Source organism: Paraburkholderia kirstenboschensis, assembly GCF_032806925.1.
In the GTDB taxonomy this organism is placed as follows: domain Bacteria; phylum Pseudomonadota; class Gammaproteobacteria; order Burkholderiales; family Burkholderiaceae; genus Paraburkholderia; species Paraburkholderia kirstenboschensis.
Genome location: NZ_CP136512.1, coordinates 1,586,332 through 1,601,399, shown reverse-complemented (window position 1 = coordinate 1,601,399; position 15,068 = coordinate 1,586,332). Strand labels below are relative to the sequence as shown.

Sequence of the window (15,068 nt, the reverse complement as noted above, 5' to 3'; positions counted from 1 at the left end):
GCTCATGAACGTCCTCAAAGGCGGATAGCATGTCCATGGTCAGAATCTACGGACCCATGCGCAGCGCAAATGGCTACGCGATACGCGACTTCCTGCATCGGAGCGACATTCCGTTCGAATGGATCGAACTGCGCAGCGATAAAGAAGCTGAGGAACTGGCACACGTTCAGCATCTCTCCGATTCGCGCTTGCCGGTTTGCGTCTTCCACGACGGCACGCGGCTCGAATGTCCCACCATCCGGCAAATCACCGAGAAGCTCGGCTGGTTTGCAAGTCCATCCCGCGAGGCCTACGATCTCGCGATTTACGGCGCGGGCCCAGCGGGATTGAGCGCGGCGGTGTACGGTGCATCGGAGGGATTGCATACCGTACTGGTGGAGCGTTGGGCACTGGGCGGTCAGGCAGGCAGCAGCTCGAAAATCGAGAACTACCTGGGCTTTCCACAGGGCCTAAGCGGCGCGGAGCTCGCCGAGCGGGCGCGCGTTCAGGCCATCAAGTTCGGCGCCGAAATCCTGCTGGCCCGCGCCGGCGTGCACGCGGAGTTTCCGCCAGGCCTTGGCATCGTGTATCTGGAAGACGGCACACGTATCACGGCGCGCACGTCTATCTGCGCGACCGGTGTGGCATATCGCACGCTGGCTCTGGCGGGTGAAGAGCGCTTTCTCGGCGCGGGTCTCTATTACGGCGCCGGTGCGAGTGAGGCCGAGCTGATCCACGGCGAAGACGTATATGTGGTGGGCGGCGGCAATTCGGCGGGACAGGCCGCCATGCATTTTTCGCAATCCGCCAACCGCGTCTATATGCTCGTGCGTGCCACATCGCTTAAGAACACGTTGTCCCAGTACCTGGTGGATCGCATCACGTCGGCGCCGAACATCGAAGTGCGCACGTGCACCGAAGTTACCGCGCTCGCAGGCAATGACGTGCTGGAGGAGATCACGCTGACCGATGTCCGCACCGGACGGCAAAGCACGGCAAGGACGAATTGGCTATTCGTCTGCATTGGCGGGGTACCGCAGACCGAATGGGCGCAGGAGGTCGGCATTGTCCGCGATGAAGGCGGCTATCTCGTGACCGGTCCCGACCTGCAGGAATATCGGGCGAATTTGAACTGGCCGCTGGAACGCGCGCCGCTGCATCTGGAAACATGTGTGCCCGGCGTATTCGCAGCAGGCGACGTGCGTCACGCGTCGATCAAGCGCGTGGCGTCGGCGGTCGGCGAGGGGGCAATGGCTGTCGCGCTGGTGAATCGCTATCTCAATAGCGCCTGAGCGGACGCGCGGCCTTGATCCGCGCGCGTCTCGCGTACCTTGTCCGAGGAGGACGATCATGACCCCTGCTTGCACGCACCAAGGCGCGGCCCGCATTTTCCACACGTCCATCGACTATTGCGAGGACTGCGTGGAGCTCGGCCAGCCGTGGGTACATTTGAGGCTTTGTCTTTCATGCGGACACGTCGGCTGTTGCGATTCGTCGCCGAACCGGCATGCAAGCAAACATTTTCACGCGACCGGCCATCCGCTGGTACGTTCAATCGAACCCGGCGAAACGTGGATCTGGTGTTATCGCGACGAGATCGTCGTAGGTGAACTTGAATCGTGACGGCAACGCCGGCCGCACGTGCGGCCGGCGTTGCGTTCTTCAGCATGCCGGTGTCACGCATGCGCCGGTGCTTGCTTCGGCGCCTCGCTGGGCGCTTCCGTAGGCGCTGCTCCTTTCTGCACACGCACCGAACGCGTACCCGAGTCGTAGGTCATTGTGACCTTGTCGCCGTCGCGCACGTCGCCACGCAGCATCGCATCGGCGAGTTGCGATTCCACTTCAAGCCGAATCTTGCGTTTGAGCATCCGGGCGCCGAACTCGGGGTCATAGCCGATCTTCGCGAGGTAATCGCGCAACGCATCGTCGAACGACAGATCGATGCCCTGGGCCAGCGCCGTACGCCGTACACGCGCGAGTTGGAGATCGACGATGCTGCGAATCTGCTCCTTGCCGAGCGCATGAAACACAACCACCTCATCGACGCGATTGAGAAACTCCGGCCTGAAATGATGCCGCAGGATCTCCATCAACCGGTCGCGCAGTTCAGGATAGTCGAGCTGCTTCGAGTCGGCCTTCATGTTGTCCTGAATCAGTTGTGAGCCGACGTTGCTCGTCGCGATGATGACCGTGTTGGTGAAATCGACCAGACGTCCCTTGCCGTCGGTGAGCCGCCCTTCGTCGAACAGTTGCAGCAGAAGGTTGTGCACCTCCGAGTTCGCCTTTTCGATTTCGTCGAGCAGCACCACGCAATATGGCCTGCGCCGCACGCGCTCGGTGAGTTGCCCGCCTTCCTCGTAGCCGACATATCCGGGCGGCGCGCCAACCAGCCGTGCCACCGTGTGACGCTCGGAATACTCGCTCATGTCGATGCGCACCAGCGCGTTCTCGTCGCCGAACACCGAAGCGGCAAGCGCCTTTGCGAGTTCGGTTTTGCCCACACCTGTAGGCCCGAGAAAGAGGAAGCTCGCAGTCGGCTTGCCGGCTTCCGTCAAACCGGCGCGCGAAAGCCGCACGGCTTTGGCGACCGCGGAGACGGCTTCATCCTGGCCGACCACGCGCTCCTTCAGGCGGTCTTCCAGTCGCAACAACTTTTGACGGTCCTCAGCCGTGAGTTCAGATACCGGTACGCCCGTGAGCGACGAAACGATCTGCGCAATGTCCTCCGCCGTCACTTCCTGCGAACTGGTGCCGCGCTCCTTCTTCCACGTTTCTGTGGCTTCATGCAGGCGCTTCTGTTCGGCGACGAGCTGTTCTTCCAGTTCCTTGGCCTTATCGAATTTCTTTGCAGCGCTGGCCGCGTCCTGTTCCTGTTTGATGCGGCGGATGCTCGCCTCGACATCGTGCAATGGCTGCGGACGCGAATTCGACGAAATGCGCACGCGTGCTGCGGCCTGATCCAGCAAATCGATCGCCTTGTCCGGCAAAAAGCGCGCGGCGATATAGCGGTCCGAGAGCTTTGCCGCAGCAACGACCGCCTCTTCGGTGATTTTCACCTTGTGATGCGCTTCGAGCCGGTCGCGCAGGCCACGCAGAATTTCGATCGTTTCCTCGACGCTCGGCTCAGGCACCATGACTGGCTGAAAGCGCCGCTCCAATGCAGAGTCCTTCTCGATGTACTTCTGGTATTCGTTCAACGTCGTCGCGCCCACGAGGTGCAGCTCACCACGAGCGAGCGCGGGCTTGAAGACATTGCCGATATCCAGACCGCCTTCCCCGCCGCCCTGGCCGGCGCCGACAATGGTATGCAGTTCGTCGATAAACACAACCAGACGGTCCTGGTTCTCGATGATCTCGTCCAGCACCTGCTTCACGCGTTCCTCGAACTCGCCACGATACTTCGCGCCTGCCACGACGCTGTTGATATTCAGTTCCACCACGCGCTTGCCGCGCAGCACTTCCGGTACCTGGTCTTGAGCAATGCGTTGCGCGAGGCCTTCGACGATAGCGGTCTTGCCCACACCCGGTTCGCCGATCAGCACCGGATTGTTCTTGCGCCGCCGCGCGAGCACTTCAATGGTGGTTTCGATTTCCTTGTCACGGCCGATCACCGGATCCAGCTTGCCTTGACGCGCAAGCGCGCTGAGATCGCGCGCGTACTTGTCGAGCGTTGGCGTGGTGGAGCGGCCTTCCATCTTGCCGTCTTCGGCACCCTTGCCGACCACCTTGACTGCTTTTTGCCGCAGCGATGGCGACGACAGCCCGAGCTTGCGCAGCAATTCACCGGCAAAGCCGTCTTCTTCCTCGACGAGCCCAATCAGAATGTGTTCCGGTCCGACGTAGCTGTGGCCCAGTTCCAGCGACGCCTTCAACGCATTTTCCAGCGCACTTTTGGCGCGTGGCGACACACCGAACTGCTCGTTGTCGCTCGGCTCCTTGCGGGTGCCGCGAGGCGCGGTCTGGTCGATGGTCTTCTTGATCTCTTCGGGATCGAGCTTGAATTCGCGCAGGATTTCCTGCACGACATTGTTATCGGCGAGCGCCAGCAACAGATGTTCCGTATCGACTTCGTTCTTGCCGTATTCGGCGGCTGCTTGCGCCGCGGCTTGCAGGCGGTCCAGACCGCCCTCGCTCAGGTACGTCTGCAGGTCCACCGCTTCGCGCGCCCGGCGATGCCGGCGCGTGCGGCCGCCTGGCTGTGCGCCCGCTGAATCGCCGGCTTGCCCGCTGCCGGTGCCTGTGTCCTGATCCGCGCCGCCGGATTGTCCGGGCGCGCGTCTGACCCGTGACCGGCTACCGCGGCCGTCTTCCATCTGTGGCCACATGTCGTCGAACAGACTGTCGAAAAGTCCCCCGTGAAAGAGGGACTCGAGCGGCGACAGGCGACGCTGATTGCGCGCCATAAACTCCATATAGTGCTCATCGCACAGCATCAGCTGACGGCGTTGACCGTTTTCGGTGATCGTGATCTGCGAGGTCGCGGGCTTTCCGCAAACACTGCACTCGGCCATGATGATCTCCTGTTCGTCCGTGAGCGCGTCGCTTCCCGGGCGGGTAAGGGGTGGGTGGAAAATATCTGTTCCGCTCCGTGGCGACGCGTACCGCGACTTTCCGCTGCGGCACATAGTCCACTTGCGCTAGCACCGCGTGCCGCCGCGCGTTGGGGCAACTGGCTCAGCAGCTTGCCCAGAAGCAACGGCACTTCATGCTCGGTCGCTGCCGCTTCCCGTTCCTCGTCGCGGCCGGGCAGCACGGCTTCGACCGCGAGCGTTCCGTCCGGTTGCCAGAATTCGAAGATCTGCTGTTCGCCTCATCCATTTGTTACGGTATCCGAACTAGCGTGCCGGCGCCGCGCGGATTTTCATTTGATCTCAATGCGCCGCTTCGCTGCCGGTTCTCCGACCGCTTTGGGGACCCGCAGCGTCAGCACGCCGTTTTCAAATCTGGCCTCTGCCCGATCGAGATCGACGCCCGCGGGCAGCGGGACCGCGCGCTGAAAGTGTCCGAACGACCGCTCGACCCGATAGCATCCCTGTTCTTCGCTCGTCGATTCCAAGCGCTTTTCGCCGCTGATGATCAGCATGTCTTCAACCACTTCGAGTTCGACGTCGTCGCGGGTCATGCCGGGCAATTCGGCGACAACACGCAGTGCGTCGCCTTCGTCGGTGACATCGATCCGCGGTTGAAACTCGCTGGCGCTGAAGTCGCCGAACCAGCTTCCGAGCGGTCCACGGCCGCCGAACGGATCGCGTATCAACTCGGCCAACAGATGAATCGGATCGGGCAGCGGCCAGCTGGCAGGCGCAAGCGCTACCTGCGCAGCAGCGGCTGCCGCCGGTGCCCCGTTACCCGTTTGCGTGCCGCCAGTCTGTTGCGCATTTGGCCGCGCGCTTTGCTGACTGGTGTGCGGCGCACCGGCGCTGCCCGATGCGCTTTTTTGCGCAGGGTGCGAGCGTAGAAACCGGAACGGGTTCCATTTGTCGAGATCGAGATGCATGTGATTCTCCCTACGTGAGGTACGCCAGTGCCAGACCTGAGGCTGGACCACTGGAGAAGACGGGCGGTCCATTCGACCTCCGGATGCAAGGTTGGCCGCGGGCTTGACCTTGTGACCCACGAGTTCCGTGAGCGGTGCGCTTACGGATGCAATGGCGCGTGTGGCTCGCGGGTCAGGCCGTCATGGTGCCAGGCACGCGCAGTGATGCCGAGTACGAACAGCAGCGCGCCCGTGAACAACGCATACACGCCGATCAGCCAGACAAGCGCTAGTGCGCCGGCGCCCGGAAAGAGCAGCACGAGGATGCCAAACAGCACGGAGAGCACTCCGGTGAGCACCAGCATCCACGCATTGCGCAGACGCTTGTGCAGCCGCGTTGCCGCGATCAGATCGAATACGCCGGTGATAATCGCGTTTGCGCCGATGACGGCGATCAGCACGAGTGTGGTAATTCCCGGCACTAACGCGGCTATCACACCGGCGCCGATGCTGCAGATGCCCAGCAGCAAGGGCACCCACCAGCCGGCGTGCGTCGTGCGGTAGCGGATGGCCGCGACAATCGCGACAATGCCGCCCGCGATTGCGTAGGCGCTAAAGAGGGTGATGAGCAGTAGCAGAGTGAGACCCGGCCAGAACAACGCCAGAATGCCGAACAGCAGCGCTACCGTGCCACGCAGAATGAGCATCCACCAAGCGCGCCCAAGCAGTTCATCCATGAGGATCTCCAAGCTCTACCGTCAGGTGATGAACTTAAGTCTAGGCTCCATGCATCCGCGATTCTTTCGCGTTTCTGCGAGGCGTTTCGCAATTCTGCGTTCATTCAGGACGCGTGCTGAACGGCATCCATATTGGCAGCCCGGATGCACCAAAATGACTCGATCCATCACAGCATTTTCTATAGCGGCTCGCCGTGAGGAGTTCTAACATGAACTGATGCAGCGCACGGTCTGGCATTCGCGTCTTCATTGCCGGCCCGGCGTCGCACCGTCAACACGAAAACTAAGGAACGTCATGAAAACGAATCTGCTTGTATGGCTGGTCGCGTCGTCGCTCGGACTCCCTCTAAGCGCGCACGCGCAGGTGGCCGGCGCCCAGCCGCTTGGTATCAGCGTGGAAGAGTCGACCGCGATCGTGGCAGGCTGGAGCGTGAGAAAGTCGATCATGGACAAGCCAGTCTTCAACGAGAAGGGTGAGCGCGTCGGCGTCATTCATGACATTATCGTGGCACCGGACCGGTCGGTATCGTTTGCAATCGTCGCGGCAAACCAGTTTTTGGGGGTGTCGCATCACGACGTGGCCATTCCGATCGAGCAGCTTGATTTCAACAATGGCAAACTGGTGCTTGCCGGTGCGACGAAAAGTGCGATCAAGGCGCTGCCCGAGTTTCAATACGCAAAGGTACGCGCGACACCTAAGGCAAGGTCCGACTATAGCGAGCATCACTGACCTATGTCTTGCATCGTCCGGGATCGGTACATTGGCGCGCGGCACATCCGTTGCGATTGAGCGGTGCGCCGATGAATGCGCTGCGGGGTGACTATTCGTTGCGCAAGCCGCCCTACCTTTCAGACTGTCATCGGTCAGTCCATAGAGCGATGTCGCTCTGAGCCTCTATATGTAGTCGGGATCGTAATGATCGATAGGCTCCATTCGAGCGCGATCGCCGTACTCAAGCCAGGTCAAATTGATGTTTCCAGATCGCGGACGCGGGTGCAGTGAGCAAGACATACCGCTTCGCGAGCCGGACCGCCTTCGAACGCTGCGCAATACCGGGCGCAAGCGTCAGCTTGCAGAATGCCTTCAGGAACGATGGATTGCTTTGCATCCGGGGCATCCGCGTGTCAAGCGTCATCCGGGTTGACCACCAATAAAGCAGCAACTCCCTCAACGAGGTCCGGTTGCTTCTGCCCATATTACGAATCCGCCTTAAGCAGCCTTGAATTCGGCGTAAGCTTAGGTATGCGACGAGGCAAGGAGACTTCTGCTTATCATGACGCAAGCAATAAGATCGACCCCGGATCACGAATTACGCTGCCAACCCATGAGCGTCGTCGTCACCAATGGCGGGCTGAATTGGGTGCAGGGATGTCGGCTCGTTATACCGACGGGTAGCACTGTCGTGCAGGCTGCGGGCTGCGACGACCGCGGAACGAGTCACTCCATCCTGATAAGCGCACCATTTGTCGCAGTTATTCCTGGGGCGGCGCAGTTGGCCACGAGCGCTGACAACGACCCCAAGGGATGGGTTATCGCACTCAAACCGAGCGTACTTGGGCAAGTCTCGCAAGAAGCGTTTGGCGCCGTGCCGAAATGGTCCAGGTCTTGGGATCCGTTCCTGCGCGAGGCCGCGGATACATTGGGTGCTTTGGATCATGCGGATCTTATCGACGCTGCCTGCGCCGACGCTTTTGCCGATGTCATTTCGGTGCACATCGCTCTGCGCTACGGGCACTGTGCTGGCGCGGTCGAGCCGGGCATGCCTATCACGCGTCAAATGCTGGCTCGCATTCAAGCCTTCGTTCATGACAACATAGCCGAAACCATTTTGGTCGAGCAACTCGCAGTTCTGGTGCACATGAGTGCTTCAAAGTTTGCGCGCGTTTTCAAAACGGCGACAGGTAACCCGCCCCATCTGTACGTGACACTCGAACGAGTGAAATTTGCCAGGACGATGTTGTGCGAGGAGACCATTCCGCTCGTTGACGTTGGCGCGCGAGCGGGGTTTCAGACCCAGCAGCATTTCACCGACGTGTTTCATAGATATACCGGAGTGACGCCGCGCGCATTCCGGCTTTCCCACCGGAACGGCGGTAGCTGATTCATTTAGCGAAGCTGCGAGCAAGCAAAAACCGCGGCACTTCCGCCCTCGCGAATGAACAGAGCGACACGAGTCTTCCCGTCAGGAATCGATGGTGATCCGGTTGTCGACCCGCATCACACCGGGGGCAAGCCATGCAACCCGCTCGGCTTCCTCACGCTCGGCCCATGAGCGGACCGTGCCGCGCAGGACGGCCTTATTGCCTTCGGCCTCCACCGTGATGTGCTGTGCGTCGACTTCCGCGTTGCGCTTGAACGCGTCCTCGATCTTGCGCTTGAGGTCGTCGGGCTAGACCTTCGGCTTGATCTCGATCTCGTTCGTCAGGCCGGTTACGCCGCTCGCCCGCAGCGCCGTGTCGGCCGCGCGGCGGCGCTGGTAGTCCCATTCGACTTCGCCCTTCAGCGTCACATGTCCGTGCCTGACAACCGCCTTGATGGTGTCCGCCGCATCAGGCAATTCCGCCTTCAGTAGGGCAATGATCTCGCGCACGATCTCCGGATCGGACGGCTTGTTGATCAGAGGCAACCTCACCTCCACATCGTTTGCGACCCCCCTCACGCCGCGCACTCGCGTCGCGTCCTCTTCGGCCTTGCGTCTTTGCCGAAAGCTACGCGCGAAACCGCACCGTCCTTGACCGCAACCCCGATATCCGATGGATCGATGTCTGGATCCCACTTCAGTTCGTACTCCACGTCTTGTTTGAGGTCTTCGTCGGTTCTCATCGCGCTCCTCGTCGGCTTATTGATGAACTAACCCGCGCACGCGGGCCACGCCCAGCGCCACACGCATCGGTCCACGATCGGGCAACGGTACGACGCGCCGGGCCGATTTTCTTCCGTACGCCTGCGCCGTTTTGCGGAATGCCACCGTAGGTTCACATCTGAAAGCCGCAGCAGAGCGCAGACATCCGACACGTCTTCGCAGGAATGAGGAAGAACTGCAACCGTCAAGAACCTAGTCTTGAAGTCATCGTCATCGCGTCAATGGCCTCGTCAACATTCCAGGGTGCGCGCCGGGCGGGACATGCAAGGTTGGCTGGCACCGCCGCTGTTTTGCGGCGCTGAGCTCGGATTCAACCGTCTTACCGCGGAACGTCTGGGCTTATTTCCATAGAAGAGGAGCAAATCGATGAGCGATCTAGTCGTTGTAAGCTTTAAAGGCGAAGAGACGGCCGACCAGGTGTTGACCAAACTCCTGCAGATGCAAAAGGAGCACCTGATCGACCTTGAGGATGCCTGTATCCTGGTCCGCAGCGCGCAGGGCAAGGTACACCTCAAGCAAGCCGTCGATCTCGTCAAGATCGGCGCGCTCAGTGGCGCGGCTTGGGGTGGTCTGTTTGGTGCGCTGGTTGGGGTCATGTTGCTCAATCCGCTCGTCGGGCTGGCAACAGGCATGGCCATCGGAGCTAGTACGGGCGCGCTGTCGGGCGCGCTCTCGGACTATGGAATCGATGACGATTTCATGCGTTCGACGGGCCAGAACATCGAGCCGGGTTCGTCGGCGCTCTTCATCCTCGTGCGTCGCGTGAATTTCGACAAGGTCCTGCCTGAACTGCAACCTTTCGGCGGAAAGGTATTAAAGACATCTCTCACCAACGAGCAGGAGGAACGCCTGAAAAAGGCGCTAGAGAGCCTGAACAGCAGTGGCACGACAGCATGAGCATCCCGCTGCCACGCCGTCTTGGAGAGACACGATGAGCATTGCATTAATTGGCGCCACCGGCCGCACCGGCCGGTTAGTCGCGGACAAATTGCATCGTGCGGGCATTCCGTTTCGTGCATTGCTGCGTAACGAAGCGCAGAGGGCCCACTTCGAAGGCCTCGGTGCGAGCCCCGTGATCGTCGACTTGACGCAAGACTTCTGCGCGGCGCTCGCGGGGGTTCACACGGTTATCTTTGCCGCTGGATCCGCTGAAAGCGAGGGCGCCGAGCAGGAGCGTCAGATCGACCGGGACGCGATCATCAAGGCGGTGGATTGTGCGAAGCAGTATGGCGCGGACCGCTTCATCGTCGTCAGCGCGTTGCTGGCATACGACCCTGAACGCGCCCCAGATGCGCTTCGGCATTACGCCCAGATGAAGCGCGCAGCAGACGATTATCTGATCGGCAGTGGTCTCGATTATCTTGTGCTGCGTCCCGGCACACTGACCATGGAGCCGGGTACCGGGACGATTGAGATAGTGACCGACCCGCAGTCCGCTCGCGCCCCCGTTGCGCGCGAAGATGTTGCCGATGTCGTGCTCGAAGCGCTGAAGGTGGGCCTTGTCAACAAGATCGTCGGATTTGCCGGTGGCGGCAAACCGATCAGCGACGCGTTGGCCGCGCTCCGTTGACGTTGTGCGCCGCGCCGGAGAGGTTCTCGTCAGTGCAGAACTGTCGCGCGCCTCTCATCCAGATTGTTCCGCCAATACGAGCCAGACTTGAAGTGGCGCCGTCCGCGCTCGAAAACAAAGCCATGCGGGCCGCCGCGATGGAGAACTCCCATGCCGAAGACCGTTTTCTCCGCCGAGCAGATTCGTGATGAAACGCAAAGTCGCGTGGCAAAAATAAGCGCGGACATACCGGAAGAACTGCGCGTGCGCATACCGCTGCCCGAACGGCACCCGCCCGATGCCGCCGGCAGGAACTGGAATATGGTGCCGCTCAACGAGCAAGGCACCGACTTTGCCCACGACGTCCGGCGCATCGTCGAAGACATGCGCACCGAGTTCGTTCTGCCGGATTGACGCCGCAATGCCGCGACGCCGCAGCATCGCGTAACCGGTTGGGTTGAACGAGGTCGGGCACACAACGGCTTGTATGGTTGGGCGATGAGTTCAGAGAGTGAATCGGACTGCATGAGGCCGACACTGCTCCCCATGCATGCGCAAGCCGCTGCGCCGGGACGCTTATCCGAAGTTTCAAACACCGGCGATCAATGCACGGTCTTGTAACGGTGAGAGACCGCATGGCGGCAGGATCGTGACACATCTGGGCAGAAACCGGAAAGAAGCGCGCGCGGAACACAACTAGAGTGGCTGTGAGCGGAATCATGTCGATGTGATCTGACGCCGACGCCTCGAAGCGTCTATGGCAGTACCTTTCGGGCTGAGTCAAAAACGCAAGGAGCGAATTTATGTCGGATACGGAAACCATGCCCGCCGAAGCTGGGCAGAACGACGAGCAAATCCCGTTGCGCAAGCTCTTCGAACCCGTCAAGGTGGGACCGTACAACCTGCGTCATCGTGGCGTGATGGCGCCGCTGACGCGTTCGCGCGCGAGCCGGCCAGGCAACATACCGACTCAGCTCAACGCCTGCTATTACGCGCAGCGTGCATCGGCCGCGCTCATCATCAGCGAGGCGACGCAGGTGTCGATGCAAGGGCAAGGTTATGCATGGACGCCTGGGATTCATAGTCGCGAGCAGGTCGAAGGCTGGCGGCTCGTGGTGAACGCCGTGCACGAGGCGGGCGGGTTGATGTTCATGCAGCTCTGGCACGTCGGACGCATATCGCACCCCTCGTTGCAACCCGATGAAATGCTGCCGGTTGCGCCGTCTGCGCTCCAGCCGAAAGCAGAGGCGTTCATCGAGAACGAGCGCGGCGAAGGTGTCGTCGCGCCCTGCGTCACGCCTCGCGCGCTGCAGATCGAAGAGATGCCGTATCTCGTGCGCCAGTATTTCAGGGGTGCGCGCAACGCAAAGGCGGCTGGTATGGACGGCGTCGAAGTGCACGCAGCGAACGGGTATCTGCTCGACCAGTTTCTGTTGTCGGGCACGAACCGCCGCACGGACGAATACGGCGGGTCGAGCGAGCGCCGGGCCAAACTGCTGTTCGAGGTGATCGAGACGGTTTGCGAAGTGTGGGGACCCGAAAGGGTCGGGGTACGGCTCTCCCCTCTCGCCACCTTCAACGACATGCATGACGACGATCCCGAGGCAACCTTCTCTTACGTCATCGAGAAGCTCAATCGATACGGGCTCGCTTATTTGCACATCGTCAATCCCGCACTGGCGGCGACCGGTGAGGATGTCGCTTTCACGGAGCGTGCGAAACGCATGAGCGAGATGATACGCCGCACCTATCGCGGTGTGCTGATGGTCGCGGGCGGGTTCGACGCCAGCAGTGCGGAAAGATGGCTCGAGGATGGCAAAGCGGACCTGATCGCGTTCGGACGCCCGTTCATCGCCAATCCCGACCTGCCGGAACGCCTCCGCTCGCACGCTCCGCTCAATTCGCCGGATCCGTCCACGTTCTACGGAGGCGGCGAGCGTGGGTATACCGACTATCCGTCGCTCGCGCAGGAGCGCGGGGAGGCCCCACGGTCCGTCATCGACGGGCGCTGGAGATAGACTGTCGTTGACCGGCGAGCTCGCCGGCCTCACGCGACGATTTGCGATGGCCGCGGAGTCGGCGACCGATCATGCTGAGAGGCGCACCATGGTTGTCACTACTTGGGTTGTCGTTGCCGACGGCAGCCGTGCACGAATCTTCGAGACACCTGGACTTAAACTGGACTTGCGGGAAATCGAAGACCTTGTCAATGTCGTCCCAAGTGGACCGGCGCTGACCGAGAAGGATCGCGAAAAATTTGCGAAAACTGTCGCCGACTACGTCGAACAGGGTCGGCTTCATCACCGGTACCAGCGACTGCGATTTGCCGTGGAGCCGAAGTTTCTCGGGATGCTGCGCGCGCGTCTGAGCGAGGAGACGCGTCAGATGATTTTCGAAGAGATCAACGAAGATCTCTCGGCGCTTGATGCGCGCGAAATTCAAGCGCACCTGAGAAAACATTGACGGAGAGCTGCACGGTCGTAGGCCGCATTCAATGCGTCATCTATTGAAGGCCTAGGTCACGAGATGAACGTCTCTCTATCAGGGCTTTTCCTGCTTGCTTCCGACAATGCCTCCGACAATATCGGCCATCGTCAAGTGGACGAGCGCCAGCACGCATCCAGTTTTCCGCTCGCCCGGTTGCCGCGCGATCAGTGTCCACGGGAGGGTTCACCCAAAGATCGGCTTACCGCGTTCAACGGTGAGCTGACGGATGCGCTGAGCCGTCGCGACGATATCCACGTCCCGTTCACCGATGTCGTGATGCCCAGGGGAATCGATGGCATCCAGCTCGCGCGTTCGACGCGCGACCTTCGGCCGGAGGTCAGGATCGTGCTTGCCTCGGGGTACCCTATTCCCGCCCTCAGGGCACAGTACGGCCATCTGGACGACTCCGCATTTACCCATAAACCGTACCGGCTGGCCGATCTCGCCCGTATGCTGGGTATGGCGACGTAGCCGCGAGTTGCGTTGTGCTTCGTCGGCCCTGCCAGTTCTGTTGACGGTCGCCTTGCGTGTCGCGATGATAGGGAGGAAACTCTATCGCCAATCCAATATGCTGCTCCGGATTTCGATGCGTTGGCTATGCATCCGGTGAACGGGGCTTCCATTGCTACAATCACCGTCGTCGGGCGGATGAGTCTGCGACAGCTGTTCCAGCAGGTGGTTACACCCCGCAGACCCGGTTCTCATAAAGGGAGGACCAACCGCAGCCGGGAACCAAACGCTATTCTGCTTCTTCAAGGAAGGACATGCGACTGGCGGATTTTATCGCGCGCGATATCGAGCGTATCCTGGTGCAGTGGGAAGCGTTCGCCCTGACCTTGCTGCCAGCTGCAGTGGGCATGGATTCCCTGGCTTTACGTGATCACGCCCGGCCGCTGCTTGAGGCGGTGGTGGCCGACCTGTCGACCTCGCAGACCAGGCAAGCGCAGGCGCAGAAGGCATGGGGGCGTGCCCCGCAGGTCGAGGGTGCGCCGCACACCGCGGCACAAACGCACGCCATTCTGCGCGCGCGAAGCGGTTTTAACATCAACCAGTTGGCCGCCGAATACCGTGCGCTTCGCGCGAGCGTGCTTCAGTTGTGGATGGATGATTGCCTGCCTGAAGTGCCCCACCTGGACGACATCATCCGTTTCAATGAGGCGCTGGACCAGGCGGTTGCCGAATCGGTCCGTTCTTTCAGCGCCGAAGTGGAGCGGGAGCGCAACCTGTTCCTCGGGATGCTCGGCCACGACATGCGCAGCCCGCTACAGACTATCCAGGCGACGGCTTCACTGCTTACAAGGATGAATGCCGGCGAAGGTGTATCGGCCGCCGCAAACCGTTTGATCCGTACCGGTGCCCGGATGCAGGCGCTGCTCGACGATCTGAGTGATTTCAACCGGACTGAGCTGGGTCTGGGAATCAGGATCGCGCCGACCGACGTCGACCTTGTGAACGTTCTTGCCGACGAGACGGACCAGTTGCGTGCGGCTCATCCCGACCGCCTCATCGTGCTGGAGGCACCCGCCAGCCTGCGGGGGGTGTGCGACGGTCGACGTCTGCAGCAGGTGCTGGGCAACCTGGTCGTGAATGCAATCAGGTATGGCGCGCTTGACACGCCGGTGCGGGTGGTGATGACAGGCGACGAGACGGAAATCCGGTTAGAGGTGAGAAATGCAGGTGACGCCATCGAACCTTCGCTGCTCCAACGGATGTTCGACCCGCTCCAGCGTGGCCCGGATGCCGGAGCCGCGCAAGGCGGCAGCCTCGGTCTCGGACTGTACATCTCCCGGGAAATTGCCATAGCGCACGGCGGCACGATCGAGGTGCGGTCGGACGAACGGGAGACTGTCTTCACAGTGCGCCTGCCCCGACAGGCAGTTACCGGACAAGCGCGGTGATTATCGCGAGCAGTTGGCCGGGTGGACAGCTTTTCCGCGCATAACCGTCGCAGTCAGTCCCGGTGAGCCGGAGGTGCG

Annotated in this window: 17 protein-coding genes and 1 pseudogene; 11 read left to right on the top strand and 7 right to left on the bottom strand. The window is 61.1% G+C overall.

What is annotated here, in order from left to right; translation table 11 throughout:
* Window positions 1-29: 29 nt before the first annotated feature.
* Both RW095_RS15990 and RW095_RS15985 read left to right on the top strand, forming a co-directional pair.
* Window positions 30-1,271 (top strand): NAD(P)/FAD-dependent oxidoreductase, encoded by a 1,242-nt coding sequence (locus RW095_RS15990; RefSeq protein WP_317016877.1) that lies wholly within the window; start codon window positions 30-32, stop codon window positions 1,269-1,271.
* Between the two features lie 58 nt (window positions 1,272-1,329).
* Window positions 1,330-1,602, top strand: coding sequence for a UBP-type zinc finger domain-containing protein (locus tag RW095_RS15985; RefSeq protein ID WP_317016875.1), 273 nt, complete (start codon window positions 1,330-1,332; stop codon window positions 1,600-1,602).
* A 53-nt stretch (window positions 1,603-1,655) separates the two neighbouring features.
* Here the strand turns inward: RW095_RS15985 and RW095_RS15980 are convergent, their stop codons facing one another.
* The 3 genes from RW095_RS15980 to RW095_RS15970 form a co-directional block, all read right to left on the bottom strand.
* The gene (locus tag RW095_RS15980) at window positions 1,656-4,490 is read right to left on the bottom strand and encodes an ATP-dependent Clp protease ATP-binding subunit (protein ID WP_317016874.1); all 2,835 of its coding nucleotides are present in this window, start codon (window positions 4,488-4,490) and stop codon (window positions 1,656-1,658) included.
* Window positions 4,491-4,840: 350 nt separating this feature from the next.
* Window positions 4,841-5,476: an Hsp20/alpha crystallin family protein gene (locus tag RW095_RS15975; RefSeq protein WP_317016872.1), complete on the bottom strand. Its 636-nt coding sequence runs from the start codon at window positions 5,474-5,476 to the stop codon at window positions 4,841-4,843.
* A 140-nt stretch (window positions 5,477-5,616) separates the two neighbouring features.
* Window positions 5,617-6,192 carry an HdeD family acid-resistance protein gene (locus RW095_RS15970; RefSeq protein WP_317016871.1) on the bottom strand — a complete coding sequence of 192 codons (576 nt, stop codon included), beginning with the start codon at window positions 6,190-6,192 and terminating at the stop codon, window positions 5,617-5,619.
* 295 nt (window positions 6,193-6,487) lie between these two features.
* Between RW095_RS15970 and RW095_RS15965 the strand changes: the two genes are divergently transcribed.
* Window positions 6,488-6,922, top strand: coding sequence for a PRC-barrel domain-containing protein (locus RW095_RS15965; protein WP_128597014.1), 435 nt, complete (start codon window positions 6,488-6,490; stop codon window positions 6,920-6,922).
* Between the two features lie 223 nt (window positions 6,923-7,145).
* Here the strand turns inward: RW095_RS15965 and RW095_RS15960 are convergent, their stop codons facing one another.
* Window positions 7,146-7,301: a hypothetical protein gene (locus tag RW095_RS15960; protein ID WP_317016869.1), complete on the bottom strand. Its 156-nt coding sequence runs from the start codon at window positions 7,299-7,301 to the stop codon at window positions 7,146-7,148.
* A 216-nt stretch (window positions 7,302-7,517) separates the two neighbouring features.
* On the opposite strand from RW095_RS15960, the gene RW095_RS15955 reads away from it, so the two are divergent.
* Window positions 7,518-8,294 carry an AraC family transcriptional regulator gene (locus RW095_RS15955; protein WP_317016867.1) on the top strand — a complete coding sequence of 259 codons (777 nt, stop codon included), beginning with the start codon at window positions 7,518-7,520 and terminating at the stop codon, window positions 8,292-8,294.
* Between the two features lie 81 nt (window positions 8,295-8,375).
* On the opposite strand, the gene RW095_RS15950 is transcribed toward RW095_RS15955, so the two are convergent.
* The 3 genes and pseudogenes from RW095_RS15950 to RW095_RS15940 all read right to left on the bottom strand — a co-directional run.
* Window positions 8,376-8,516 (bottom strand): BON domain-containing protein, encoded by a 141-nt coding sequence (locus tag RW095_RS15950; protein ID WP_394365152.1) that lies wholly within the window; start codon window positions 8,514-8,516, stop codon window positions 8,376-8,378.
* Between the two features lie 66 nt (window positions 8,517-8,582).
* Entirely contained in the window at window positions 8,583-8,819 is a 237-nt protein-coding gene (locus RW095_RS15945; protein ID WP_317019864.1) for a BON domain-containing protein, read from the bottom strand.
* Window positions 8,820-8,864: 45 nt separating this feature from the next.
* A pseudogene (locus RW095_RS15940) lies at window positions 8,865-8,969 on the bottom strand (hypothetical protein); the annotation flags it as partial.
* Between the two features lie 453 nt (window positions 8,970-9,422).
* On the opposite strand from RW095_RS15940, the gene RW095_RS15935 reads away from it, so the two are divergent.
* From RW095_RS15935 to RW095_RS15905, 7 genes are all read left to right on the top strand, one after another.
* Complete coding sequence (locus RW095_RS15935) at window positions 9,423-9,953, top strand: DUF1269 domain-containing protein (RefSeq protein ID WP_317016866.1); 531 nt, start codon at window positions 9,423-9,425, stop codon at window positions 9,951-9,953.
* A 34-nt stretch (window positions 9,954-9,987) separates the two neighbouring features.
* Window positions 9,988-10,626 carry an SDR family oxidoreductase gene (locus tag RW095_RS15930; RefSeq protein ID WP_317016864.1) on the top strand — a complete coding sequence of 213 codons (639 nt, stop codon included), beginning with the start codon at window positions 9,988-9,990 and terminating at the stop codon, window positions 10,624-10,626.
* Window positions 10,627-10,776: 150 nt separating this feature from the next.
* The gene (locus tag RW095_RS15925) at window positions 10,777-11,019 is read left to right on the top strand and encodes a hypothetical protein (RefSeq protein WP_317016863.1); all 243 of its coding nucleotides are present in this window, start codon (window positions 10,777-10,779) and stop codon (window positions 11,017-11,019) included.
* Window positions 11,020-11,408: 389 nt separating this feature from the next.
* Window positions 11,409-12,623: an alkene reductase gene (locus RW095_RS15920; RefSeq protein ID WP_317016861.1), complete on the top strand. Its 1,215-nt coding sequence runs from the start codon at window positions 11,409-11,411 to the stop codon at window positions 12,621-12,623.
* An 88-nt stretch (window positions 12,624-12,711) separates the two neighbouring features.
* Window positions 12,712-13,068 (top strand): host attachment protein, encoded by a 357-nt coding sequence (locus tag RW095_RS15915; protein WP_317019863.1) that lies wholly within the window; start codon window positions 12,712-12,714, stop codon window positions 13,066-13,068.
* 63 nt (window positions 13,069-13,131) lie between these two features.
* Window positions 13,132-13,563, top strand: coding sequence for a hypothetical protein (locus RW095_RS15910; RefSeq protein ID WP_317016860.1), 432 nt, complete (start codon window positions 13,132-13,134; stop codon window positions 13,561-13,563).
* Window positions 13,564-13,856: 293 nt separating this feature from the next.
* Window positions 13,857-14,990 (top strand): sensor histidine kinase, encoded by a 1,134-nt coding sequence (locus RW095_RS15905; protein ID WP_317016859.1) that lies wholly within the window; start codon window positions 13,857-13,859, stop codon window positions 14,988-14,990.
* Window positions 14,991-15,068 lie beyond the last annotated feature (78 nt).